Genomic DNA, 23170 nt, shown 5'->3' on the forward strand with positions numbered 1-23170 from the left:
CATGCGATGAGAGTGATCCTCTTCGGGGCGACCGGGATGGTCGGGCGCGGGGTGCTCAGGCAGTGCCTGCTCGATGACCGGGTGACCGCCGTGCTCACGGTCGGGCGCGCCCCGACGGGGCTGGTGCACGACAAGCTGCGCGAGATCCGGCACGACGATCTGCTGGATCTGAGCGCGATCGAGGGAGAGCTGGGCGGCTACGACGCCTGCTTCTTCTGCCTCGGGGTCTCGTCGGCGGGCATGAGCGAGAAGGACTACCGGCGGGTCACGTACGACTTCACGCTCTCGGCAGGGCGCACGCTGGCGCGGCTCAGCCCGGGCTCGACGTTCGTGTACGTGTCGGGCGCCGGGACCGACGCCCAGGGCCGGTCCATGTGGGCCAGGGTGAAGGGCGCGACCGAGAACGCCCTGCTCGCGCTGCCGCTGGAGGCGTACATGTTCCGCCCCGGCTATATCCAGCCGATGCACGGCGTGACGTCGCGCACCCGGCTCTACCGGGTGGCGTACGTGGTGACGCGGCCCCTCTATCCGATGCTGCGCCTGCTGTTCCCGTCCGCGGTCACCACGACGGAGCAGATCGGGCGGGCCATGATCGCGGTCGCCGAGCGCGGTGCGCCCGAGCGGATCCTGGGCCCCTCCGGCATCAACGCTCTCGCCTCCTGAGCACCCATGGTGGAATATCTCAGAAGCGCTGAGCGCTACCGTAGCCGTCAAAGATTCAACAGTCATGGATGGTGACTAAAGTGCAGTTCGGACTCTTCAGCGTGGGCGACGTCACCACGGACCCCACCACGGGCAGGACGCCGACCGAGCACGAGCGGATCAAGGCGATGGTGGCGATCGCGCTCAAGGCCGAGGAGGTCGGGCTCGACGTGTTCGCGACGGGCGAGCACCACAACCCGCCCTTCGTGCCGTCCTCGCCGACCACCATGCTCGGCTACATCGCGGCCAAGACCGAGCGCCTGGTCCTGTCCACCGCCACCACGTTGATCACGACCAACGACCCGGTCAAGATCGCCGAGGACTTCGCCATGCTGCAGCACCTGGCGGACGGGCGGGTGGACCTCATGCTGGGCCGGGGCAACACCGGGCCCGTCTACCCCTGGTTCGGGCAGGACATCAGGAACGGCATCCCGCTCGCCCTCGAGAACTACGCGCTCCTGCACAAGCTCTGGCGCGAGGACGTCGTCGACTGGGAGGGCCGCTTCCGTACGCCGCTGCAGGGCTTCACCTCGACGCCGCGCCCGCTGGACGGGGTGCCGCCGTTCGTGTGGCACGGCTCGATCCGCAGCCCCGAGATCGCCGAGCAGGCCGCCTACTACGGCGACGGCTTCTTCGCCAACAACATCTTCTGGCCGAAGGAGCACTTCATGCGCCTGATCCACCTCTACCGGCAGCGGTACGCCCACTACGGCCACGGCACGGCTGAGCAGGCCGTCGTGGGCCTGGGCGGCCAGGTGTTCATGCGCAAGAACTCGCAGGACGCGGTGCGCGAGTTCCGCCCGTACTTCAACGAGGCCCCCGTGTACGGCCACGGGCCGTCGCTGGAGGAGTTCATGGCGGAGACCCCGCTCACCGTGGGCAGCCCGCAGCAGGTCATCGACAGGACCCTCGAGTTCAGGGAGTACTTCGGCGACTACCAGCGGCAGCTGTTCCTGATGGACCACGCGGGCCTGCCGCTGAAGACCGTGCTGGAGCAGCTCGACATCCTCGGCGAGGAGGTCGTGCCGGTGCTGCGCAAGGAGTTCGCCAAGGACCGCCCCGCCGAGGTGCCCGACGCGCCCACCCACGCGTCCCGCATCCCCGCCGTCACCGCCTGACCACCGGAAAGGAGACCGACCAGATGAAGCTCGTCGTCGTCACGGCGGGTCTGACCCAGCCCTCCTCCACCCGCCTCCTCGCCGACCGCCTGGCCGAGGCCGTCACGCGGCAGGTGGAGGCCGAGGTACGCGTGATCGAACTGCGCGACCTCGCCGTGGACATCGCGAACAACTTCGTGACCGGCTTCCCGAACGGCAGGCTTCGCGAGGCGATCGAGGCGGTGACGGAGGCCGACGGGCTCATCGCGGTCACGCCGATCTTCAGCGGCTCGTACAGCGGCCTGTTCAAGTCGTTCTTCGACGTGATCGACAACGCCGCGCTGGCGGGCAGGCCCGTGCTCATCGCCGCCACCGGCGGCACCGCCCGCCACTCGCTGGCGCTGGAACACGCGCTGCGCCCGCTCTTCGCCTACCTGCGCGCCGTCGTCGTCCCCACCGCCGTCTACGCGGCCTCGGAGGACTGGGGTGGCGCGAGCGACCCCTTCACCGACGGGCTCGGCCCGCACATCGCCCGTGCCGCGGAGGAGCTTGCCGACCTCCTGCGGCACCGCAGGCCCAGGGCCGAGGCCGAGCAGGTCGTCCCGTTCGAGGAGCAGCTGGCGGCACTGCGTCCCATGAGTTAGTTTTCGCCACACATGACACGCTCCCGGAGTATGGTTCGTTAGGAAGCTTTCCTAACAACCCCCCTCTCCGACAGGAGCGCATGTGCTGACCGCCACACTCCTGACCCTCTCCCTCACCATCACTGGAACGGGGCCGGTCGACCTCACCGATCCGCACAAGAAGGACATCGCCATGCAGCTGGTGTCCAGCGCGGAGAACTCCTCGCTCGATTGGAAGGCCCAGTACGGCTACATCGAGGACATCGAGGACGACCGGGGCTACACGGCAGGGATCATCGGCTTCTGCTCCGGCACGGGCGACATGCTGGAGCTGGTCGAGCTCTACGCCGAGCGCGAGCCCGGCAACGTCCTGGCCAAATACCTCCCGGCGCTGCGCAAGGTGAACGGCACCGACTCCCACAAGGGCCTCGACCCCGACTTCACCAAGGACTGGAAGACGGCCGCCAAGGACCCCGTCTTCCAGCAGGCCCAGAACGACGAGCGCGACCGCGTCTACTTCAACCCGGCCGTGAAGCAGGCCAAACAGGACGGGCTGCGGGCGCTCGGCCAGTTCGTCTACTACGACGCCATGGTCATGCACGGGCCCGGCAGCGACAAGCTGAGCTTCGGCGGCATCAGGAAGTCCGCCCTGGCCAAGGCCAAGCCGCCCGCGCAGGGCGGGAACGAGGTGACGTACCTGAACGCGTTCCTCGACGCGCGGAAGGCGGCGATGAAGGCGGAGGAGGCGCACGAGGACACGACGCGGGTGGACACGATGCAGCGTGTGTTCCTGAAGAACGGCAACCTCGACCTGAACCCGCCGCTGACCTGGAAGGTCTACGGCGACAGCTACACGATCAAGAAGTGATGCCGGCCACGCTCAGGTGAACGCGCCCGTTAATTGCCCACCACCAGCCGCGCCGCCTGTCACGGCGGCACGGCTGGTGGTCGGCACGGCCGCACGGTGCCCGTCTGGCACGGGTGCGGCACGCGCGGCCCCGGCATCCGCCGCCCTTTCGCCGAGTGAGGGTGCGGTCCGGGGTCAGGGCTTGATGGCGACTACCGTGTACGGCGTGTCAGGGGCCGGAGTCGTCGTGAAGCGGGCGTTGGGCAGATAGAGGCGGTCACCGTCGGCGGCCACCGTCGTCGGGATGTCGAACCGCGGATCGGTCAGCCGTTTCACGACTTTTCCTGACGCGCCATCCCGCGCCAGGCTGACGACGGCGACCGTGTTCAGGCGGTTCTGCACGGCGTACAGGGTGCGGCCGGACAGCAGCAGGCCGTCGCCGTTGACCAGCGACTCGCCGCCCAGATCCACCTCGGTGGTGACCCCGGAGGACGGGTCCACCTCGAACAGCTTGCCGGTGTTCGACTGGACGATCAGCAGCGACTTCCGGTCGGGGCTGGGGGCGATGCCGTTGGCGTTGTTGCCGGTCGTGTACTGGATGGCGCCCGAGAGCGGGATCTTGACGGCCTCGCCGGGCAGCGAGCCGCCGCGCCCGAGCTCGAGCTTGTAGAGCACCGGGTTGGTGGAGTCGGTGAAGTACGCGGCGTGCCCCGTGAGGATGACGTCGTTGACGAACGACGGGCCGGTGGCCAGCGTGTACGACTTGAGCACCTCGCCGGTGCGCAGGTCGATCACCCGGGCGTCGCCCCCGCTGCCCCCGGCCACGAACAGCCGCCCGCGCCCGTCGCTCTTCAGCCCGAGCGATGGCGTGCCCGGGCCCTGGCTGATGACGGACCCCTTGCCGGTGCGCAGGTCGGCCCGGTAGATGTTTCCGGTCGCGCGGGAGCCGAAGTAGGCGTACGGCCCCGGCCCGATCGCGATGCCCTCCGGCTGGAACCCGTTCGGCAAGGCGAACGTGTCCGGCTTCCCACCGGCCTGCGCCGGAGCGCTGACGAGCAGGACTGCGAAGAGGGCGCTGAGTGCGGTCTTCAGGATCGCGGATCTCATGCGCCCCACGATGCCCGGGGCCGCGGCCCCGGCAAAGGCCGGAGGCGGGCTTCACAGGGAGTTCTCAGCATCACCCCACGCCGGGGCGATCGCGCGGTAGCTTGGGACACAAGCGAACAAACGGGGTTGAGTCATGTCAAACGGTGCCCGTCACGCTCTGGGAGTGCTCGCAGGGCTGCTCCTTCCTCCGCTGGTCGCCGCCGGGCTGTGGTACGGCGTCGGCGAGATCCTGGTCAGATCCAGGGCGACGTTCCAGATCTCCTGGCTCGGGCTGGCCGTGGTCGCCGCGTCGGGACTCGTGCTGGCGTTCCTGGCCGGTTCGCGGCTGTCACCCATCGCCTCCCTGCTGGGCGGTCTGGCGTTCACCGCCCTCGGCATCCTGCCCACGGTCGAGCTGCAGGGCGTGCGGGTGCTGCCCGGCCAGTGGCTGCCGGCCACCCTGGAGGCGGGGTTCCAGACGGTGGCGTACTCGGGGGTGCTGCTGTTCCTGGGAGTGGCGCTGCTGGTCGTCTCGATGTTCCCGTCGCGGTGGCGCTCCTCGGCGGGGCCCGCCGAGTACTCATCCGCGTACGGCTCGGCGCCCTCGCCGTACCTCCCGCAGAGCGGACCGGAGGACGCCACGCGGCCGATGTACCGCGAATGAGGAGTGCGTGGCCTGGCAGAATGCCGCCATGCGCGACACAAAGATCGTCGACTTCCTGGCCGAGCTGGCCGACAGGGTGCCCGCGCCGGGCGGCGGCGCGACGGCGGCCCTGCACGCGGCGCAGGCCGCGGCGCTGCTCGGCATGGTCGCCCGCTACACGACCGGCGAGAGGTACGCCTCCCACGCCGAGACCGTCGTCACCGTGATCGGCGAGGCCGACACCCTGCGGGCCAGGACGCTGCGGCTGGCCGAGGAGGACGCGGCGGCGTTCACCGCGGTCACCGACGCGTACCGGCTGCCCAAGGGCGAGGAGCGCAGCGCCGCCATCGCCAGGGCGCTGGCCGGCGCGGCCGAGCCGCCCGCCAGGGTGGTCGAGTCCGCCACGCGGGTGATCGAGCTGTGCGAGATCCTGCTGCCCATCTGCAACCGCAACGTCGTCACCGACGTGGCCGCCGCCGCGGAGGCCGCGCGCGCCGCGCTCACCACGGCCAGGGTGAACGTCGAGGTCAACCTGTCCGGCATCAAGGATCAGCAGGTACGCGAGAAGCTGAACCACCGTGTCTCCGGCGTGGACGCGGCCATCGCCAGGGCAGACTGGGTGACCGCCGAGGTACGCGAGGAGATCAAGTCGTGAAGACGCTGGCCGGGAAAGAGCTGGCAGCCGCCATCAGGGCCCAGACGGAGGCCGAGGCGGCGGCGGGCCCGCAGCCGCGGCTGGCCGTGGTCGTGGCCACGGACGACGAGGCGAGCCTGTGGTACGTCCGGTCCATCGCCAAGGCGGCGGCCGGCGTGGGCATCGCCTGCGACCTGGTCGACCTCGGCCCCGAGGCCGCGCCGGAGCGGATCGGCGAGACGCTGGCCAAGCTCAGCGCCGACGCCAACGTCCACGGCGTCATGCTGCAGACCCCGCTGCCCGCCGGCGCCTCCGCGCAGCGGCTGGCCGCGTCCATCGATCCGCGTAAGGACGTCGACGGCGCCAACCCGCTCTCGCTCGGCCGGCTCGCCGCCGGGCTGCCCGCGTTCGCGCCCGCCACCGCGGCGGCCGTGATGGCGCTGCTCGACCACTACGAGGTGGAGCTGGAGGGCAGGCGGGCGGTGGTGGTCGGGCGCTCGACCGTGGTGGGCAAACCGCTGGCGCACCTGCTGCTCGACCGGCACGCCACCGTCACCGTCTGCCACTCGCGCACCCGCGACCTGGCCGCCGTCACCTCCACCGCCGAGGTGCTGGTCGCGGCGGTGGGCCGGCCGGGGCTGATCGGCGCCGGGCACGTCGCGCCGGGCGCGGTGGTGATCGACGTCGGCACCAATCCCACGGACGACGGCGGGCTGATCGGCGACGTCGACTTCGACGCGGTGGCGGAGGTGGCGGGGGCGCTCACGCCGGTGCCCGGCGGCGTCGGTCCGGTGACGACCGCGCTGCTGCTCCGCCACACGGCGAGGGCGGCGAACCTGCCATGACCACGTTAACGGGGCTGTCGTGACCCGGTGGACGTGCCCGCAGTGCGATCGGGAGTTCGCGCGGGCCCGGCAGTCGCACGTGTGCGTGCCCGGCTGCACGGTGGACGAGACGTTCGCACCGCACCCGCCCGTCTACCGCGAGATCTACGACCGCCTCGTCGGCCGGCTCGGGCCGCTCCACGAGGACGCGGTGCGGGTCGGGGTGTTCCTCAAGAGCGAGAGCAAGTTCGCCGAGATACGCCCGAAGGCACGCAGCCTCAACCTGTGGCTGGAGCTGCCCAGGCAGGTCGAGCATCCGCTGATCTCCCGGGCGCTGCCGATCGGCGGCGGGCGGACGGCGCACCTCTTCAAGCTCACCCGCGTGGAGGACGTGGATGAGCAGATCTTGGACTGGATGGCGGAGGGTTTCGATGGGTGACGTACTGATCGTTCAGAACAGCAGGAGCGGCGGCCCCGGCCGGCTGGGTGGCTGGCTGGAGGAGGCCGGGCTGGAGCTGGACGTCGTGCTCGCCCACGAGGGCGCTCCCCTGCCCGGCCGACTCGACCACGCCGCCATGATCATGCTCGGCGGCGGCTACCTGCCCGGTGACGACGACAAGGCGCCGTGGCTGGCCGACGCCAGGCGGCTGGTGGGGCAGGCGCTGGAGGACGGCGTGCCGGTGTTCGGCATCTGCCTGGGCGGCCAGTTGCTCGCGGAGGTCGCCGGCGGCGAGGTGACCGGCGACGCCGGGGCGCCGGAGAACGGCAGCCTGCCGCTCACGATCCGGCCCGAGGCCTCCGACGACCCGCTGTTCCACGGGTTGCCCGGGGTGGTGCCCGCGGTCGAGCACCACAAGGACGCGATCACCCGGCTGCCCGGCGAGGCCGTCTGGCTGGCGGAGACGAGCGCGTGCCCGTACCAGGCGTTCCGGGTGGGCGAGCGGGCCTGGGGCGTGCAGTTCCACCCCGAGGTGCTGCCCGCGCGCATCCGGGAGTGGTCGCCGGACGGGTTCGACCCCGAGGTGGTCTACGCGAGGGCGGTGGCCGACGAGCCGGTGTCCACGCCGGTCTGGCGCCGGGTCACGGCCCGCTTCGCCGCGCTCGCCGCCGGAGCGCACGACGGGGGTCTGGGGGTCAGCGCGAGTACGCGTCCCAGCCCAGTTTGATCGCCACCGCCAGCCCGCAGGCCGCCGCCACATAGCGCAGGCTGTTGCCCGGCAGCCTGCGGGCGATCGTCGGCCCGATCCACCCCCCGACCAGAAACCCGGCCGCCAGCGGCACCGCCGCGCCCCAGTTCACCGGCCCGAACAGTGCGAACCCTAGCGCCGCCACCGCGTTCGCCAGCCCGGACATCACGTTCTTCATCGCGTTCAGCTTGGCCGCCGAATGGTCCAGCATGAAGGCCAGCACGGCGAACACCATCAGCCCTCCGGCCGCGCCGAAATACCCGGTGTAGATCGTCACGGCGAACAGCGCCACCCGCCCCAGCAGGCCGTGCTCGCCGTGCACCCGCCCCGACGGCGGCCTGACCAGCAGCAGCGAGGCCATCGCGATCAGCCACGGCGCGATCAGCTCGAACGTCCTTGACGGGGTCACCAGCAGCAGCAACGCGCCCGTCGCCCCGCCGATCGCGGCCACTGGACCGAGCTTCAGCACCCGGCCGCCCTCCCCTGCCAGTTCGGGCCGCGAACCGGCGGCTGCGCCGATGCCGGTGAAGACGAGGGCCACGGTGTTGGTGACGTTCGCGGTCAGCGGGGGCAGGCCGAAGGCCAGGAGCGCCGGATAGGAGACGATCGAGGCGAGGCTGACGACCGTGCTCACCACCCCGGCCGCGACACCGGCTCCGAGCAGGCCGAGCATTTCTCCGACGATCACCTCGATATGCTATGGGTTGTCCGTTTTGTCCATCCGGTCAGGGCTATCTCAGCGCGCTCACGATGGCGCGGGCCGTGGCCTGCCAGATCGGGGTGGCGGGGCGGATGACGTCGAAGTGGTCGCCGGGCATTTCGACGTAGGTCACGTCGTCGCCGGACTCCTCGGCGGCCCGTGCGTAGCGGCGGCCGAAGTCGACCAGGTCCAGGTCGTCGTCGGCGCCCTGGACGATGAGCTGGCGTACGCCGAGCGGGAGCCGGAGGAGGGGTGATGCCTCCGCGTACAGACGCGCGGCCTCGTCACCGGTGCCGGCGCCGAGGTCATCCGGCCCCGCCTCGTGGTCGAGTGCGGCGGGCCGGTCGAGGGCCGCGGGCGCGTGCCTCCCGAGCGCGGAGGCCACGGCGCCGGCGCTGAGCCAGCGCCTGTCGCCCTGGACGAGGTCGAGCACGCCTGCCAGCGAGACCGCCAGCTCGATCCGCGCCCCCGCTGACGGAGTGTCGCCCTGCCCCGCCGCCCGCGCACGGTCCGCCGCGGCGCGCAGGGCGAGCTGGGCGCCCGCCGAGTGCCCCACCACGACGACCTTGGCAAGGTCCAGGGAGGCCGCGACGTCGGAGAGCCCGGGCACGACGTCACGGCCGGCGGGCCCGGACTCCGGGGCATCCCGGTCGACGCCTGAGGTCGTGAGGGCGGCCAGCCCTGCCGCCACGTCCGCCGTGGTCGCGTGCCAGCCGTGCAGGTCGGGGCGCCGGTATTCGAGGTTCCACACCGCGAGCCCGCGCCCGGCCAGGTCGACGCAGAGCGGCTCCATGAGGTCGGCCGCCCAGATCGACCGCCAGTACCCACCGTGGATGAGCACCGCGACCGGCGCCCGCTCGTCCTCCTCCCCGCCCGGCAGATACAGCTCGCCCCACTGGTCCGGAAGCGGCCCGTACGCGATGCGCCGGGACGGGTGCCGTACCCGGTGCACGGCGTGGCGGATTCCCCAGGCCGGCCCGCTGACGCCACGCCCGTGGAGGTGCGCGGCACCGGGGCCCGCCACCACCCCGTCGGCGCGCTCGACGTCCACCCAGACCACCGCCCCGAGCGGCCGCCCGATCAGCGCGCGCACCTCGTCCGAAGGTCCAGGCAGCACGACAGCGGAGGCTGCACCGTTCACCAGGGACAGGATGTGGGCGGCGTCGCGAGCGTAGACGAGCGTGCCGGAGACGCCGAGGGCGGTGAACTCGCGCGTGGCGATCTCGGCGAGCAGCCCGGCGTCGGCCACCACGCCGGGACCGACGACCACCAGCACTTCACTCATGATCCCGAGCCTACAGACGCGACGTCACGGGGCTGGAGATGACGAACTGCGTGCCGAACGAAAGGGGCATACCTTTAGCCGGGTGCAGGTTGAGCAGCTTCACCCGTGGCCGGCCACCGTCGCCGAGGCGGAGTCCATCCAGGACCGGCTCCGCGGGCGCGTCGAGCTCACGGGACCCACTGTCTTCTCCCTGGTGGCGGGCCTGGACGTGCATTACCGGGGCGACTCGCTGACGGCCGCCGTGGTCGTGCTCGCCGCCGGCACGATGGCAACGGTGGAGGAGGTGGTGGTCGAGGGCGAGGTGGCGTTCCCTTACGTGCCCGGCCTGTTCGCCTTCCGCGAGCTGCCCGCCCTGGTGGAGGCGCTCGAACGGCTCACCGTCACGCCCGACCTGCTGGTCTGCGACGGGTACGGGCTGGCGCATCCGCGCGGCTTCGGCCTGGCCTGCCACCTGGGTGTCCTGACCGGCCTCCCGGCGCTCGGCGTGGGCAAGACACCCTTCGTGGGCACGCATGACATGCCCGGGCCGGAGCGGGGCGAGTGGTCGCCGATCGTCCACGAGGGCGCCGTCGTGGGCCGCGCGCTGCGCACGCAGCGGGGCGTCAAGCCGGTGTACGTCTCGCAGGGCCATCGCATCTCTCTGGACACGGCCACGGACCAGGTCCTCAGCCTCGCCCCCCGCTACCGTCTCCCGGACCCGATCCGCCACGCCGACCACCTGGCCCGCCACCCCACCTGACCCCGCCCGGGCCGAACCTCGACGCGCCCGAGCGTCGCCATCGGCGGGGATCGGAGGTCCGGGCGGCTGAGCGGCGGGGTCAGCGGCGCCAGGCCCAGACGAGGAGCCAGACGCTGAGGCCGAAGAGGGCCATGGCGAGCGGGACGTGCACCGCCAGCACGCCCGAGCCGCCCAAGGCGGACTGGGCGAAGCCGAGCAGCAGCACCGCCAGGCTGACCAGCGCCGGCCAGCCCGCGCCGCGGCCCGGGCGCCACAGCAGGACGGCGGTGACGAGCTGCGCCAGCCCCAGAACGTGCACGGCGAGCGCCCCTGTGCCGTGCGCGGCCGCCCCTCCCCCGCTCATCAGCTGCCCGGCCGTCACGGCCTGGACCAGCACGGACAGCGTGTTGAGCACGACGACGGCCTTGAACGCGGTCACATACCCGCTCCCCTTGGCGACCTGGCTTACCACTGGACTTCTCCTTTGACCTTGTGTGAAGGTCTCCAGGATCTTGCCGGGAGGCGGCCCGGGGCATCCGCCGGTCGTCGTCATCCCCGATACGCCGCCAGTCGTACGTCCCGCTACGAGACGCCCGAGTGGGACAGCGGCGGAAGGACGGCCTGGGCGTCGGCGCCGCCGAACCAGAGCCCGATCATGAACGCGGCCGTCGCCTCCAGCAGCATGGCCCGCTCGAGCCCGCCGCCGTCCACGGGCGTGCAGCCGAGGTCGGCGACCAGCGTGCGCACGGCTGCCAGGGCCGCCGGGTCGTCACCGCACAGCGGCACGGCCAGCGGGCGGCCGTCGAAGACGGGAGGCGTCATCCGCCAGACGTCCACGTGGCACAGGTTGAACGCCTTCACCACATGACCTCCCGTGAGATCGCCAATCATCGGGGCGATCGGGCGCGTGGGGTCGTAGGGGCCTTCGGCGTTGGCGACGTCGATGACGGGCTTGCCGCGCAGCGCCGTACCGACGGCGCGGAGCACGCCGACGAGCCCCGCCTGCCTGACGGCCACCATCGCGACCTCCCCGAACTCCGCCGCCTCCGCCCAGCTCCCGGCGCGCACGACCGCCCCGTCCGCCTGCGCGGTCATGTTCGCGGCCCGGGCCTCGCCCGCCGAGAGATCCCGTCCGCTGACCATCAGCTCATGGCCCGCCCGAGCCCACTGCGTGCCCAGGGCGTCCGCCATCCCGCCCGCTCCCAGAATTCCGATACGCATGTCCGTCCTCTCTCAGGTGAACTGGTAAAAGGACTGTAGAGAGGACGTCACGCACCATTCGGTGCCTAATGGAGGCTCCCTTGTTCATCGCCGACTGCCAGGCAAGGCTGGCCTTCGACCTGCTGGCCAACACCTGGAACGCGGTCGTCATCTGGGCGCTGCGCCACGGCCCGCGTCGCCCGGGACGGCTGCGCGAGGAGATCGGCGGCATCAGCACCAAGGTCCTCACCGAGACGCTGCGCCGCCTGGAGTTCAACGGCCTGGTCTCGCGCCACGTCTACGCCGAGACCCCTCCCCGCGTCGAGTACGAGCTGACCGGCCTCGGCCGCACCCTCCTCGGCCCGATCGAGGCGTTCGGGGCCTGGGCGTTCGACCACGCCGACGAGGTCATGGCCGCTCAGGGCCGTTGGAAGCCTGAATGACGGCGGGCGCCCAAGGGTCAGCCGTAGAGGTCCTCGAGCACGGCGGCCACCCCGTCCTCGTCGTTGGACAGCGTCCGGCGCTCGGTCGCCGCCAGCACCAGGTGGTGCGCGTTGGCCATGGCGTACCCGGCGCCGGCGTAGGCGAGCACGGCCAGGTCGTTCGGCATGTCGCCGAACGCCACCACCTCGCCGGGCTCGACCCCCCGCTCCCGGCAGAGCACGTCGAGCGTGCCGGCCTTGGTCACGCCGGGAGCGCTGATCTCGAGGAGCCCGTCCACGCCTGAGTGCGTGACCTCGGCCTGGCCCTCGATCGCCGCGATCACGGCCGTGAACATCTCGTCCGCCGTGTGGCCGGGCGACAGGGCGAGCAGCTTGACGATGGGCTCGTCGCCGTCGAAGACGGAGCTCACCTCGCGGTAGTACGCCAGGTCGTGCTCGATGCGCCGGGTGTAGGCGGCCTCGGTGAGCAGGTTTCTGCCCGTCTCGACGGCCAGGCCGACGCCGGGCAGGGCCTCGGACAGGGTCTCCGCGACGCGCCTGGCCGCCGCCCGGTCCAGGAGGTGGCTGGCGGTGATCTCGTCGGTGGCCAGGTCGTACACGACCGCGCCGTTGCTGCAGATCGCGGTGCCCGAGACGCCCGCCTGGCCGGCGATCTCGCGGATGCCGCGCGGCGCCCTGGCGGTGACGAAGACGATCTCGGCTCCGGCCGCGCGGGCGCGCTGGAGTGCCTCCCTGGTGCGGGGTGTGATGGCGCCGGATGAGTTGAGAAGGGTGCCGTCGAGGTCGGTGGCCACGATACGAGGGAGAGTCATGGTGCTCACGGTGCCGATTATCCCGGCCCGAGGAGAGCCCTGTCAGATCCGCATCTCGGACGGGAGCCGTGTCGACGCGTTCGGCAGCTCCAGGCCCAGGAGCTGCCCGGAGTCGCCGAAGTCCAGCACGACGTCTTCCGCCGCGACCTGATTTGCCACCTCATCAGGCGCTATTTCGTGCTTCATCGCGATATAGGCCACATCACGGATCTTGTCCCAGCTCATGTACACCGTCTGCGGGCGCTGCTCCGGCACGTCCTCCCAGTGCAGCAGCCCCTCCTTCGCCTCGTGCGAGCCGGCCAGCGCGGCCCGCACCATGACCAGGGCCAGCTCGATCGCCTCGAGCGAGTCGAACCCGGTGACCTTCCGCTCGTGCTCCCACCCGTCAAGCCCGTCGATCCGGTACGGGCACGACCAGTCTCCCGTCGGCTCCTCATAAGGCACGCCGACGGTGACGGTGACATCGCGCGGCGGATCGGTACGCAGCACCAGCACCCGTTGGGCGATCTCGTACATGTAAGCTGATCTACCCCCAAGGCCACTCCTGGAAGACACCTGTTCATATCATCACCGCAGTAAACATTCCTGGCCCTGGCCGCCGGGAGCTAGGCTGCGGAGGATGAACGAGTCGTTCGGAACACGCCTGCGCGCCAGGCTCGACGAGTGCGGACCGCTCTGTGTGGGCATAGATCCGAGCCCGGCCCTGCTCCACGCCTGGGGGCTCGACGACTCGCCCGCCGGTCTCGAGCGCTTCAGCCGCACGGTGGCCGACGCCGTGAGCGACGTGGCGGCCGTGGTCAAGCCGCAGTCGGCCTTCTTCGAGCGCTGGGGCAGCCGCGGCATCGCCGTGCTGGAACGCACCATCGCCGACCTGCGCGAGGCCGGCACGCTGGTGCTGCTCGACGTCAAGCGGGGCGACATCGACAGCACGATGGCCGCCTACGCCGAGGCCTACCTCGACCGGGGCAGCCCGCTGGCCGTCGACGCCGTGACGCTGAGCCCGTACCTCGGGTTCGGGTCGCTGGAGGGGGCGATCACCTCGGCCGTGGCCAACGACGCGGGCGTCTTCGTGCTGGCCCGCACCTCCAACCCGGAGGCGGCCCCGCTGCAGCGGCTCGTGGCCGGCCAGGTGCTCACCGGCGCGGCCGCGGCGAACGCCGGGCACACGCCGTTCGGGCCCGTGGGGGTGGTCATGGGGGCCACACTGCCCGAGCTGGAGCACTCGCTGCTCGACCTCAACGGGCCCATCCTCGCGCCGGGGCTGGGCGCCCAGGGCGCCTCCCCCGCCGACGTGGCGCGGCTGTTCGGGTCCGTACGCCACGCCGTCGTGCCCTCGGTCTCCCGCGCCGTGCTGGCCGACCCCAAGCGGCTGCGCTCGCGCACGCTCTACTTCCGTGACGAGTGCGCGGCCCACCTGGACGCCAGGATCGCCACTCAGAAGTGAGTCGCGATCCCGAACGCCTCCCGTAGCCGCGCCATGTCGTGCAGGTCGCGCGCCCGGGGCTCATACCCCTGGTGGAAGTGCACCTGCTGGGCGGCCGACAGGCAGGGGACCCGCACGCCCTCGATCACGCCGGTGACGAAGGCGGCGGCCGGGTAGGAGAAGGCGCCGTCCCGGTCGTCGAGGCGCTGCAGCGCCGAGCCGTCGGGGGCGAACCGCAGGGGGTGCAGGTCCAGCTCGCGGCCATGGGGGCCGGCCATGACGAAGCGGGCCGGCCGGCCCGGCACGGCGCCGTCGCGCTCGGCGTACCCCTCCGACTCGAGCGCGGCGATCACGGCGGGCTCCTGCTCGACGCGATGGAGCAGGTCGAGGTCGTGGTGCTCTCTGGTGACGCGGCCCACGAGCGCGTCGATCCCCCAGCCGCCGGCGACCCAGACCTCGCAGCCCGCCTCCCGCAGCGTCTCCAGCACCCGCAGCACGTCGCCCGCCTCGAACATCCGGCCTCCTCAGATCCGATGATCAGCCTGGCACATCCGCCAGGACGCGGTTGACGGCGGCGAGCACCGCGTGGACCGAGGCGGTCAGGACGGAGGTGTCCTGGGCCGCGCCCCAGCGGGTGGCGCCGTCGACGCGGGCCTCCACGTACGCGATGGCGCGGCTGCCGCGGCCGGGGTCCAGGGCGTGCTCGGCGTAGTGGAGGATGTCGACGTCGATCCCGTCGGCGGCGAGCGCGGCGGTCAGCGCGGACAGCGGGCCGTTGCCGGTGCCGTGCAGCCGGCGCCCCGAGCGCAGCGTGCCGGAGAACTCGTGCGCCCCCGGCCCCGTCTGCCTCGTGCTCCATCCGGCCAGCGCGCCGGCCTCGCCCGCGGCCAGGTAGGTGGCGTGGAAGAGCTCCCAGAGCTGCTCGGCCGTGATCTCCTCCCCGCTGCCGTCGGTGGCCCGCTGGACGACCGACGAGAAGTCGATCTGCAGCCGGCGGGGGAGCTCCAGGCCGTAGCGGGTGCGGAGGAGGTAGGCGATGCCGCCCTTGCCCGACTGGCTGTTGACGCGGATGACCGCCTGGTAGTCGCGGCCCACGTCGGCGGGGTCGATGGGCAGGTACGGCACGTCCCACGGCGCCTGCTCCGGCGGGACGCCCAGCTCCGCGGCCCGCTTGGCGTGGTGGGCCAGGCCCTTGCCGATGGCGTCCTGGTGGGTGCCGGAGAAGGCGGTGTAGACGAGGTCGCCCACGTACGGGTGGCGGTCGGGCACCGGCAGGCGGTTGCAGTGCTCGACGATCCGGCGCACCTCATCGATATCCGAGATGTCCACCATGGGGTCGACGCCCTGGGAGTAGAGGTTGAGCGCGAGGGTGACCAGGTCCACGTTGCCGGTGCGCTCGCCGTTGCCGAACAGGCAGCCCTCCACCCGCTGCGCGCCCGCCAGCAGGGCCAGCTCGGCACAGGCCACGCCGGTGCCGCGGTCGTTGTGCGGATGCACGGAGAGGATCACCGCGTCCCTGCGGTCCAGGTGGCGGTGCATGTACTCGATCTGGTCGGCGTACACGTTCGGGGTGGCCACCTCGACGGTCGCCGGCAGGTTGTGGATCACGGGGCGGTCCGGCGAGGCGTCCCACAGGGCGGTCAGGTCGTTGCAGACCTCCAGCGCGTAGTCGGGTTCGGTGAGGTTGAACACCTCCGGCGAGAACTGCAAGCGCACGTCACGGCCGTCCGCGAGCCTGGCGACGTGCCCGGCGGCGTCCATGATCAGGGCGCGCAGCTCACGCCTGTCGTGGCCGAGCACCACGTCACGCCAGGTGGGGGCGGTGGCGGTGTAGAGGTGCACGACCGCGCGGGGCAGGCCCTCGATCGAGGCGAACGTGCGCTCGATCAGGTCCCGCCTGGCGGCCGTGAACACGACCACGGTCACGTCCTCCGGCACGGCGCCCGGCGCGGCGAGTTCGCGGACGAAGTCGAAGTCCAACTGGCTGGAGGACGGGTAACCGACCTCGATCTCCTTGAATCCCATGCCGGTGAGCAGCTCGAACATCCGGCGCTTGCGTGCTGGGTCCATCGGCTCGGCCAGCGCCTGGTTGCCGTCGCGCAGGTCCACGGGCACCCAGAGCGGGGCTCTCGTGATGCGCCCGGCCGGCCAGGCGCGCTCGGTGAGCGGCACCTCGACGCGCTCGTGGGCAGGCTTGTAGCGGTGGTACGGCATGCCGCTGGGGCGTTGCAGGTTCCAGTCGTACACGGCTGATCTTTCCTTCTCCGTCGTCGGTGGGAAGGACCGGCGGGCACTCTCACCACCGCGGCGGGGTGCCGGTCCGGTCAGGCCCCGTCACGGCGGCCGAGAAGGAGACCGTGCAACGTCATGGCCGCTACACTAACCACAACACAGGTCCTCAGACAACCTGAGAGGTGCTTCCGATGCCGCTCGGCTCCCTCCGCCCCAGTCCGCTCGTCGAGCAGGCCACCCAGCACCTGCGCGAGCAGATCACGCAGGGCGAGTGGCCGGTGGGGACGCGCCTGCCCGGGGAGAACGCGCTGGCCAAGGCCCTCGGGGTGGGGCGCTCGACCGTGCGCGAGGCGCTGCGCGCCCTCGCGGGGGCGGGGCTGGTGCAGGCCCGCCAGGGGTCCGGGGTGTTCGTGATCGCCACGGAGCCCGCCGAGGACTGGCCGGCCAGGCTGCGGCGGGCCGCCATCGCGGACGTCTACGAGGTGCGCATGATGGTCGAGACGCAGGCCGCCCGGCTGGCCGCGCGGCGGCGTACGGACGAGGACGTCGCGGCGCTGGAATCGGCGCTGGAGGGACGGGCCCAGGCGGCGTCGGGGGACGACGCCGCGTTCGTGGACGCGGACATCTCCCTGCACATGGCGGTCGTTGCCGCGGCCGGCAATCCGGTGCTGACCGACCTGTTCGCGGAGTTCGCGCCAGCGTTGCGCGGAGGGCTGATCGATCTGGTGGAGGTGCTCGGGTTGCGCTCGCACGATCGCAGTCCCGGGCACGACACGCACGCGGCGCTGGTGGCGGCCATCCGCCGGGGAGACGGGGACGCGGCCAGCGGCATCCTGCAGGCGGAGCTGGAGCAGACGCTCGCCCACCTGCACGGCGACCACCGCTGACGGCGCCCCAGGTCAGTACGGCTAGCCCGTGGGGCCCGCGTCCGGGCGGATGACGTCCTCGTCCTCGTCCAGTTCCTCCTCCGGCTCGGGCTCCTCCCACTCCTCCGGCGGATTGGCGGGAACGGGACGGCGGTACTTCGGAGTGCTGGCGCAGGACCGTTCCGCGACGAGGTCGCTCTCGCCGTTGATGCCCCGCACCGCTTCGGGCAGTTCCTCGGAATTCTCGGTCATAGTCACCACCTGCCCCAGAAAACCGTCTTGTTACCGTTCAGGGATGATCATCCGAACCCAGCGCCCCACAGCCCGCGTCATCCTGGCCGCCCCCGACGACCGCGTCCTGCTGTTCCGCTTCACCCCGCCGGACCCGTGGCCCAAGGAGCCCGCCTGGCACCTGCCCGGCGGCGGGCTCGAGGCGGGAGAGACCCCGGTGGAGGCGGCGGTTCGCGAGGCCCTGGAGGAGACCGGCCACGTGCTGGACCCCGCGGACCTCGGCGACCCCGTGGCGGTGAACGAGGGCGACTGGTCCAACCTGGGCCGGCACTTCCACTCCCTGCACACGTACTTCTTCGCCCGTGTGGCGTCCGCGACCGTCGCGCCCACCGCCCTGGAGGACTACGAGACGGAGGACTTCCGGCACGGCAACCGCTGGTGGAGCGCCGGCGAGCTGGCCGCCACCGAGGAGCGGGTGTTCCCGCCCGGCCTGGCCGGGCTGCTGCCCGATCTCCTGGCCGGGGCACGGCCCGCCGCCCCGGTCAGGCTCCGCTGGACGCACGAGAAAGAATCTTCAGAAGGGATGTAGAGAACACGCGGGCGGCTCCGACCCGGTCACGAGAGCGACGAAGAAGGAGCACAAAATGAGCAAGCTCATCTACTGGGTCCACACCTCGGTCGACGGCCACATCGAGGGGCCGAACGGGGAGTTCGACTGGCCGGCGATGGGCCCGGAGCTGTCGGCGTACGGGGACGAGATCAACGCCCGCGTCGGCACCTTCCTGTACGGGCGCGTCGTGTGGGAGATGATGTCCGGCTTCTGGCCGCAGGCCGAGTCGATCTCGGACCACCCGCACGACCTCAAGTTCGCGCCCATCTGGCGGAGCACCCCGAAGATCGTTTTCTCCACGACGCTGGAGGAGGCCGGCTGGAACACCAGGATCGTCTCCGGGAACCTCGCCGAGGAGGTCGCCGAGCTGAAGCGGCAGCCCGGCAAGGACCTCCTGCTGAACGGCGGGTCGCGGTTGGCCGGTGCGCTCACCGAGCTGGGGTTGATCGACGAGTACCACGTCATGATCCACCCGGTCGTCCTCGGCGGCGGCCGGCCGCTGTTCCTGCCGCAGAAGGAGCGGGTCGGCCTGCGGCTGGTGGAGACGCAGACGTTCGACGCCGGGGTGGCGCTGCTGAGGTACGAGCGGGACTGACGTTACGGCAGGGCGTTCTCGATCTCGTGCCGGGCCGGCATCGAGGTGCTGGCTCCCTCTCGCTGCACCGACAGCGCCGCCGCCGTGGACGCGAAGGCCAGGGCGTACGCCATGCCCTGCCCCTCCGACCTTGCCACGGCCAGCGCGCCCACGAACGTGTCGCCCGCCGCCGTCGTGTCCACCGCCTCCACTTTCACGGCCGGCACCCGCAGCCGCTCCCCCGACCTCGACCCGTACAGCGCGCCCTCGGAGCCGAGCGTGATCACCGCCTCCTCGACCCGCTCCAGGAGTGCGTCGAGGGCGGCGTCCGGGTCGGCGGTGCCGGTGATGGCGGCGGCCTCGTGCTCGTTCGGGACGATCGTCGTGACGGCGTCGAGCAGCTCGTCCGGCAGCGGCCGCGCGGGGGCGGGGGTGAGGAAGACCGGCACGCCGGAGACCTGGGCGGCCTGGGCGGCCCCGACGACGGCCTCCATGGGCAGCTCGAGCTGGAGCAGCAGCGCCTCCGAACGCGCGATGGCGGCCAGGTCCTCGCCTGAGGGGCCGATGACCGTGCCGTTCGCGCCGGGGACGACGATGATCGAGTTGCCGCCCGCGTCGTCGACCACGATGTGGGCGATGCCGCTGGGCCCGGGCACCTGACGCAGGCCGCGTACGTCGACCCCGGCCTCCACCAGCGTGGCGCGCATCTCCGCCCCGAACCCGTCGTCGCCCACCGCACCGAGGAACGCCACCTGCGCGCCCGCGCGGGCGGCGGCGATGGCCTGGTTGGCGCCCTTGCCGCCGGGCACGGTCCTGAACCGGTGCCCGGTCACCGTTTCGCCCCGTTTGGGCGCTTCGGAGACGTACGCGACGAGGTCCATGTTGGCGCTGCCGAAAACCGAGATCATGCCCTCATCATCTCCCGTGTGCGGTCGGCCAGCGTGTCCAGCCCCACTCCGTCGAACCCGGTCAAGCTGCTGGCCAGGCTGTTTCGCATGCGCCACCGGTCCGGCACGCCCGCGTTGAGCGCGCCCGCGATGGACCCGGCGGTGGCCCCGGCGGAGTCGGTGTCCCAGCCACCGGCGACCGCTCCGGCGATGGTGGCGGTGAAGTCGCCCCGGCCGTGGATGAGCGTGGCGGCGATGAGTGCGGCGTTGTTGATGGTGTGCACCCAGTGCAGGGTGCCATGGCGTTCGTGCAGGAGGTCGATGACACGCTCGAAGTCGTCCTCGCGTGCGGCGTCGGCCGCGGCCAGACGCACCGCCTCGTGCAGGCGCGAGCGCTCCGGCACCACGGCGAGGCCCGCCCGTACGACCTCCGCCACGTCCGTGGCGACCATCGAGGCGGCGCACATCGCGGCCACGAACATCGCCCCGTAGAGCCCGTTCGCGGTGTGCGTGAGCCGGGCGTCGCGCCAGGCGTGCTCCGCGGCCGTGGCCGGGTCGCCCGGGTTGGCCCAGCCGTACACGTCTGCCCTGATCAGGGCGCCGATCCACTCCCTGAACGGGTTGCGGTGGGTGGCCGTGCGCGGGGGCTCGACGCCGTCCAGGAGGTTGCGGTACGCCACGCGCTCGGCGGTGAACGTACGGCCCGCGGGCAGCTCGTCCAGCCAGAGCTCGGCGACGTCCTCGGTGGTGAAGTCGCGGCCGTGGCGCTCGAGGACGGACAGGGCCAGCAGCGGGTAGTTGAGGTCGTCGTCCTCGGGGACGCCGTCGATGTTCTCGGCGAGCGAGTTGACGGCGCTGCGGCGGTTCCACGGCCAGCGGCGGGCCACGTCGTCCGGCAGGCCCTTGGCGGTGAACCAGCCGCGGATGGGCCAGTTGCCGGTGGCCTCGGCGATCTCCCTGATGCCTTCGCGCGGGATCTTCTCCACGGGCTTGCCCAGCACACACCCGGCCGCCCGCCCGAGCCACGCCCCGAGCACCCGCGCCGGATCCACGCCCCCTGCCCGGCTCCTCGCTGTCGGCGCGCCATCGACGGTCGCCGCGCGCCCGACGCCCGGCCAGGCGGGGCAGGCCGCGATGATGGCGGCCAGGTCAGAGGGCTCGTCCAGCGGCGACGGGATCGCGGCCAGCTCGTCCAGCAGCCCCTCCGCCGGCCCCCGCAGCCGCGCGGCCCCCGGCTCCGAGGCACCGGCGCGCGGGGGCGCGTCGTGGCCGCCGGCCGCACGCCACCGGGCCGCGATCGCCCGCACCCGCTCGCCGTCGGGACCGGAGGCCCGGCCGTCCTCGGCGGCCTGTCGGAGCTCGTGCCCGATCAGGTCCTCCGGCTGGACCCAGGTGAGGCGGATCATCCGCGGTCCAGGGCGGCGAAGGCGGCCTCGTGGCCACGGCGCCGCTTCAGGTCGTCGGCGTGCACCCGGCGCGCCACCTCGGCGATGGCGAGCCCCGGAGCCACCAGGTCCGTACGGCTGGCCGCCCCCACCTGCCCGACCCACTCCGACGGGACCGCCGCCAGGCCCCCGAGCGCCCCCGCGATGGCCCCGCCCATGGAGGCGATCGAGTCGGCGTCGCGCCCGTAGTTGACGCCGCCCAGCACGGTGTCGCGGTAGTCGCCCTTCGCGATCACGAGGAAGCCCAGCGCCAGCGGCAACTCCTCGATGCTGTGCACCCGGCTCGGCCGCCGCGCCCCCAGCCCCTGGTCGCGGTAGGTGTCGGCGACCGTGTCGTAAGGCCGCATGGCGGCACGCAGCGTCTCGAAGGACCCGTCCCAGTGCCCCAGCCCGGCGGCGGCCTCGCAGACCGACTCGATGGCGGCCTTGGTGCCGTCCTTGGCCAGGCGCAGGCAGGCCGCGACCACCGAGTCGGCGCTGGCCCCCGGCCGCATGGCCTCGGCCACGGCGGCGGCCATGACCCCGGCGGCCTCACGACCGTAGCTGGACTGGTGCGCCCCGGCCAGGTCGACGGCCTCGGCGTAGGCGGCGTCGGGGTCGGCGGCGTTCACGATGCCGACGGGGGCGACGTACATGGCCGCGCCGCAGTTCACGATGTTTCCGACACCGGCCTCGCGCGGGTCCACGTGCCCGTAGTGCAGCCTGGCCACGATCCACTTCTCGGCCAGGAAGATCCGCTGCAGCGGCAGTGCCTCCGCCTCCAGCTCGGGGATCCACCGCCGCTCGCCCATGAGCTCCGGCACCAGGTGATCGGCCATCGCGTACGCGTCCAGGTGCCCGCCGGCCTTCTCGTACACGCGGATCAGGGCGTGCGTCATCAACGTGTCGTCGGTGATGTGCCCGTCGCCCTTGTGGTACGGGGCGATGGGGCGGGCGTTGCGCCAGTCCTCGTTGAACGGCGGCACGACGCCCTCGACGCGGCCCCCGTACCTCTTGACGATCTGCTCGGGGGTCCAGCCCTCGGTGGCGCCGCCCAGCGCGTCACCGACCGCCGCCCCCGCCACGCAGCCAGTGGCCCTGTCTTCAAGCGGCGTCATGCGATTCCCTCCGTGAAATTGCTCGCTAGTTCGATCAGATCCCGGCCCGCCAGGTCAGGCAGGCAACAACCGGCCAGCGTGCGGGCCGACGCGATCCACCCCTCCGGGATCGCCTCATACCCGCCGCAGGCCCCCGCCAGCGCCCCGGTCAGCGCGGGCACCGAGTCGGCCAGCGCGGCCAGGCAGGCCGCCGCGGGCACGGCGCGGGCGAGTTCGCCGCCCGCCGCCTCGGCCAGCGCCAGCGCCACCGGGACGGTCTGCGCGGCGCCCACGCCGTAGCTGTAGACGTGGTCGAGGAGCGCGGCGTCGAGCGCGGGCACGGCCGCGAACGGGTCACCCGCCTTGCGCGTGACGGCCAGCGCCAGGCGGGCGTTGTGTCCGATGGCGGTGTCTTCCGGCAGTACGGCCAGCGCCGCCTCGACCGCCGCGGCCGCCGATCCCGACGCCACCGCCTCGGCCACGGCGGCGGCCATGGCCTGGGCGCCCAGGACGCCGTCGTAGGCGTTCGTCACCTGGGCGTCCTGTGTGGGGTCCCTCCCCAGGGCTCCGAACGCCACGGCCCTGACGGCGGCGGCGTCGTCGAAGTGGTGCGGGTTGTCGTGCCCGGACGCGGGCGGCTCGACCCCCTTGGCGAGGTTGCCGAGCGCGGTGGCCACCGAAATGCGCGCCCTGACCCCTTCCCGGATCCCCGGCACACCAGATGTCTCGCCGGTAAGGAGCTCTCTGAACGCCTCGGCCCTCGGGCGGTCGATCGTGAGCGCCGTCCAGGCGAGCCACTCGGCGTCGTCGGACGGTCCGATGGCCAGCGGGGCCGTCGGCTGGTTGAGCGCGAACGGGACCGGCAGCGTGGTGACCCTGTGCTCCTCGGCGAACGCGTCCAGCTCTCTGTGCAGGCGCCTGCTCCAGGGGGCGTGCAAGGCCGCCCTGTGCCTGGCCGCGGGCCAGCCCACGGCGTCACCGACGGCGAGCCCGGCGAAGGCCCCCCTGATTCTCTCCCCCGACAT

At 72.3% G+C, this 23170-nt stretch carries 29 protein-coding genes; 15 read left to right on the plus strand and 14 right to left on the minus strand.

The window, feature by feature from the left end; translation table 11 throughout:
• Positions 1-6: 6 nt before the first annotated feature.
• From ACQPWU_RS36920 to ACQPWU_RS36935, 4 genes are all read left to right on the plus strand, one after another.
• Positions 7-663, plus strand: a complete 657-nt coding sequence (locus ACQPWU_RS36920; RefSeq protein WP_433430033.1) for an epimerase — start codon at positions 7-9, stop codon at positions 661-663.
• Between the two features lie 80 nt (positions 664-743).
• Positions 744-1820: an LLM class flavin-dependent oxidoreductase gene (locus ACQPWU_RS36925; RefSeq protein ID WP_360701145.1), complete on the plus strand. Its 1077-nt coding sequence runs from the start codon at positions 744-746 to the stop codon at positions 1818-1820.
• A 23-nt stretch (positions 1821-1843) separates the two neighbouring features.
• Positions 1844-2443, plus strand: coding sequence for an FMN reductase (locus ACQPWU_RS36930; RefSeq protein ID WP_433430034.1), 600 nt, complete (start codon positions 1844-1846; stop codon positions 2441-2443).
• An 82-nt stretch (positions 2444-2525) separates the two neighbouring features.
• Positions 2526-3290, plus strand: a complete 765-nt coding sequence (locus ACQPWU_RS36935) for a chitosanase (RefSeq protein ID WP_433430035.1) — start codon at positions 2526-2528, stop codon at positions 3288-3290.
• A 174-nt stretch (positions 3291-3464) separates the two neighbouring features.
• On the opposite strand, the gene ACQPWU_RS36940 is transcribed toward ACQPWU_RS36935, so the two are convergent.
• On the minus strand, positions 3465-4376 hold the full coding sequence (locus ACQPWU_RS36940) for a superoxide dismutase (RefSeq protein ID WP_433430036.1): 912 nt from the start codon (positions 4374-4376) through the stop codon (positions 3465-3467).
• Between the two features lie 133 nt (positions 4377-4509).
• Between ACQPWU_RS36940 and ACQPWU_RS36945 the strand changes: the two genes are divergently transcribed.
• From ACQPWU_RS36945 to ACQPWU_RS36965, 5 genes are read left to right on the plus strand one after another with little or no spacing between them, the layout of a single operon-like run.
• Positions 4510-5019 (plus strand): hypothetical protein, encoded by a 510-nt coding sequence (locus tag ACQPWU_RS36945; protein ID WP_433430037.1) that lies wholly within the window; start codon positions 4510-4512, stop codon positions 5017-5019.
• 28 nt (positions 5020-5047) lie between these two features.
• Positions 5048-5653 (plus strand): cyclodeaminase/cyclohydrolase family protein, encoded by a 606-nt coding sequence (locus tag ACQPWU_RS36950; protein ID WP_433430038.1) that lies wholly within the window; start codon positions 5048-5050, stop codon positions 5651-5653.
• Complete coding sequence (locus ACQPWU_RS36955; RefSeq protein WP_433430039.1) at positions 5650-6477, plus strand: bifunctional 5,10-methylenetetrahydrofolate dehydrogenase/5,10-methenyltetrahydrofolate cyclohydrolase; 828 nt, start codon at positions 5650-5652, stop codon at positions 6475-6477. Before ACQPWU_RS36950 ends, ACQPWU_RS36955 begins: the two co-directional genes overlap by 4 nt.
• Before the next feature lie 19 nt (positions 6478-6496).
• Positions 6497-6895, plus strand: a complete 399-nt coding sequence (locus tag ACQPWU_RS36960; protein WP_433430040.1) for a DUF5655 domain-containing protein — start codon at positions 6497-6499, stop codon at positions 6893-6895.
• Positions 6888-7622, plus strand: a complete 735-nt coding sequence (locus ACQPWU_RS36965) for a type 1 glutamine amidotransferase (protein WP_433430041.1) — start codon at positions 6888-6890, stop codon at positions 7620-7622. Before ACQPWU_RS36960 ends, ACQPWU_RS36965 begins: the two co-directional genes overlap by 8 nt.
• On the opposite strand, the gene ACQPWU_RS36970 is transcribed toward ACQPWU_RS36965, so the two are convergent.
• Together ACQPWU_RS36970 and ACQPWU_RS36975 are read right to left on the minus strand one after the other, a co-directional pair.
• A complete protein-coding gene (locus ACQPWU_RS36970; RefSeq protein ID WP_433430043.1) occupies positions 7591-8331 on the minus strand; it encodes a sulfite exporter TauE/SafE family protein in 741 nt (246 codons plus the stop codon). The genes ACQPWU_RS36965 and ACQPWU_RS36970 overlap by 32 nt on opposite strands.
• 43 nt (positions 8332-8374) lie before the next feature.
• Positions 8375-9628, minus strand: a complete 1254-nt coding sequence (locus tag ACQPWU_RS36975; protein WP_433430044.1) for an alpha/beta hydrolase — start codon at positions 9626-9628, stop codon at positions 8375-8377.
• A gap of 82 nt (positions 9629-9710) precedes the next feature.
• Between ACQPWU_RS36975 and ACQPWU_RS36980 the strand changes: the two genes are divergently transcribed.
• On the plus strand, positions 9711-10367 hold the full coding sequence (locus ACQPWU_RS36980; protein ID WP_433430046.1) for an endonuclease V: 657 nt from the start codon (positions 9711-9713) through the stop codon (positions 10365-10367).
• 79 nt (positions 10368-10446) lie between these two features.
• Here ACQPWU_RS36980 and ACQPWU_RS36985 read toward each other — a convergent pair whose 3' ends face one another.
• Together ACQPWU_RS36985 and ACQPWU_RS36990 are read right to left on the minus strand one after the other, a co-directional pair.
• Entirely contained in the window at positions 10447-10818 is a 372-nt protein-coding gene (locus ACQPWU_RS36985; protein ID WP_433430047.1) for a hypothetical protein, read from the minus strand.
• A gap of 110 nt (positions 10819-10928) precedes the next feature.
• Entirely contained in the window at positions 10929-11567 is a 639-nt protein-coding gene (locus ACQPWU_RS36990; RefSeq protein ID WP_433430049.1) for an NADPH-dependent F420 reductase, read from the minus strand.
• Between the two features lie 80 nt (positions 11568-11647).
• On the opposite strand from ACQPWU_RS36990, the gene ACQPWU_RS36995 reads away from it, so the two are divergent.
• Positions 11648-11989, plus strand: coding sequence for a winged helix-turn-helix transcriptional regulator (locus ACQPWU_RS36995; RefSeq protein ID WP_433430050.1), 342 nt, complete (start codon positions 11648-11650; stop codon positions 11987-11989).
• Positions 11990-12006: 17 nt separating this feature from the next.
• Here ACQPWU_RS36995 and ACQPWU_RS37000 read toward each other — a convergent pair whose 3' ends face one another.
• Positions 12007-12801, minus strand: coding sequence for a Cof-type HAD-IIB family hydrolase (locus ACQPWU_RS37000; RefSeq protein ID WP_433430052.1), 795 nt, complete (start codon positions 12799-12801; stop codon positions 12007-12009).
• Positions 12802-12843: 42 nt separating this feature from the next.
• Positions 12844-13317, minus strand: a complete 474-nt coding sequence (locus tag ACQPWU_RS37005; RefSeq protein WP_433430053.1) for a DUF6968 family protein — start codon at positions 13315-13317, stop codon at positions 12844-12846.
• 103 nt (positions 13318-13420) lie between these two features.
• On the opposite strand from ACQPWU_RS37005, the gene pyrF reads away from it, so the two are divergent.
• On the plus strand, positions 13421-14245 hold the full coding sequence (pyrF, locus tag ACQPWU_RS37010; protein ID WP_433430054.1) for an orotidine-5'-phosphate decarboxylase: 825 nt from the start codon (positions 13421-13423) through the stop codon (positions 14243-14245).
• On the opposite strand, the gene ACQPWU_RS37015 is transcribed toward pyrF, so the two are convergent.
• Together ACQPWU_RS37015 and leuA are read right to left on the minus strand one after the other, a co-directional pair.
• A complete protein-coding gene (locus ACQPWU_RS37015) occupies positions 14236-14739 on the minus strand; it encodes a nucleotidyltransferase domain-containing protein (protein ID WP_433430056.1) in 504 nt (167 codons plus the stop codon). The genes pyrF and ACQPWU_RS37015 overlap by 10 nt on opposite strands.
• A 22-nt stretch (positions 14740-14761) precedes the next feature.
• Positions 14762-16438, minus strand: coding sequence for a 2-isopropylmalate synthase (gene leuA / locus ACQPWU_RS37020; protein WP_433445381.1), 1677 nt, complete (start codon positions 16436-16438; stop codon positions 14762-14764).
• Between the two features lie 209 nt (positions 16439-16647).
• Between leuA and ACQPWU_RS37025 the strand changes: the two genes are divergently transcribed.
• The gene (locus ACQPWU_RS37025; protein WP_433430057.1) at positions 16648-17343 is read left to right on the plus strand and encodes a FadR/GntR family transcriptional regulator; all 696 of its coding nucleotides are present in this window, start codon (positions 16648-16650) and stop codon (positions 17341-17343) included.
• Between the two features lie 21 nt (positions 17344-17364).
• On the opposite strand, the gene ACQPWU_RS37030 is transcribed toward ACQPWU_RS37025, so the two are convergent.
• Positions 17365-17574 (minus strand): hypothetical protein, encoded by a 210-nt coding sequence (locus ACQPWU_RS37030; protein WP_433430058.1) that lies wholly within the window; start codon positions 17572-17574, stop codon positions 17365-17367.
• Positions 17575-17617: 43 nt separating this feature from the next.
• Here ACQPWU_RS37030 and ACQPWU_RS37035 point away from each other — a divergent pair, with 43 nt between their 5' ends.
• Both ACQPWU_RS37035 and ACQPWU_RS37040 read left to right on the plus strand, forming a co-directional pair.
• Positions 17618-18142: an NUDIX hydrolase gene (locus tag ACQPWU_RS37035; RefSeq protein ID WP_433430059.1), complete on the plus strand. Its 525-nt coding sequence runs from the start codon at positions 17618-17620 to the stop codon at positions 18140-18142.
• A gap of 55 nt (positions 18143-18197) precedes the next feature.
• A complete protein-coding gene (locus ACQPWU_RS37040; protein WP_433430060.1) occupies positions 18198-18758 on the plus strand; it encodes a dihydrofolate reductase family protein in 561 nt (186 codons plus the stop codon).
• 2 nt (positions 18759-18760) lie between these two features.
• Here ACQPWU_RS37040 and rbsK read toward each other — a convergent pair whose 3' ends face one another.
• The 4 genes from rbsK to ACQPWU_RS37060 are packed head-to-tail and all read right to left on the minus strand — an operon-like array spanning position 18761 to position 23170.
• Positions 18761-19645 (minus strand): ribokinase, encoded by an 885-nt coding sequence (gene rbsK, locus ACQPWU_RS37045; RefSeq protein ID WP_433430061.1) that lies wholly within the window; start codon positions 19643-19645, stop codon positions 18761-18763.
• Positions 19642-21030, minus strand: coding sequence for an ADP-ribosylglycohydrolase family protein (locus tag ACQPWU_RS37050; protein ID WP_433430063.1), 1389 nt, complete (start codon positions 21028-21030; stop codon positions 19642-19644). Before ACQPWU_RS37050 ends, rbsK begins: the two co-directional genes overlap by 4 nt.
• Positions 21027-22166, minus strand: a complete 1140-nt coding sequence (locus ACQPWU_RS37055; RefSeq protein WP_433430065.1) for an ADP-ribosylglycohydrolase family protein — start codon at positions 22164-22166, stop codon at positions 21027-21029. Before ACQPWU_RS37055 ends, ACQPWU_RS37050 begins: the two co-directional genes overlap by 4 nt.
• Complete coding sequence (locus ACQPWU_RS37060; protein ID WP_433430066.1) at positions 22163-23170, minus strand: ADP-ribosylglycohydrolase family protein; 1008 nt, start codon at positions 23168-23170, stop codon at positions 22163-22165. The genes ACQPWU_RS37055 and ACQPWU_RS37060 overlap by 4 nt, the downstream gene beginning before the upstream one ends.

It is taken from the genome of Nonomuraea sp. CA-141351 (genome assembly GCF_050944675.1).
Lineage (GTDB): Bacteria > Actinomycetota > Actinomycetes > Streptosporangiales > Streptosporangiaceae > Nonomuraea.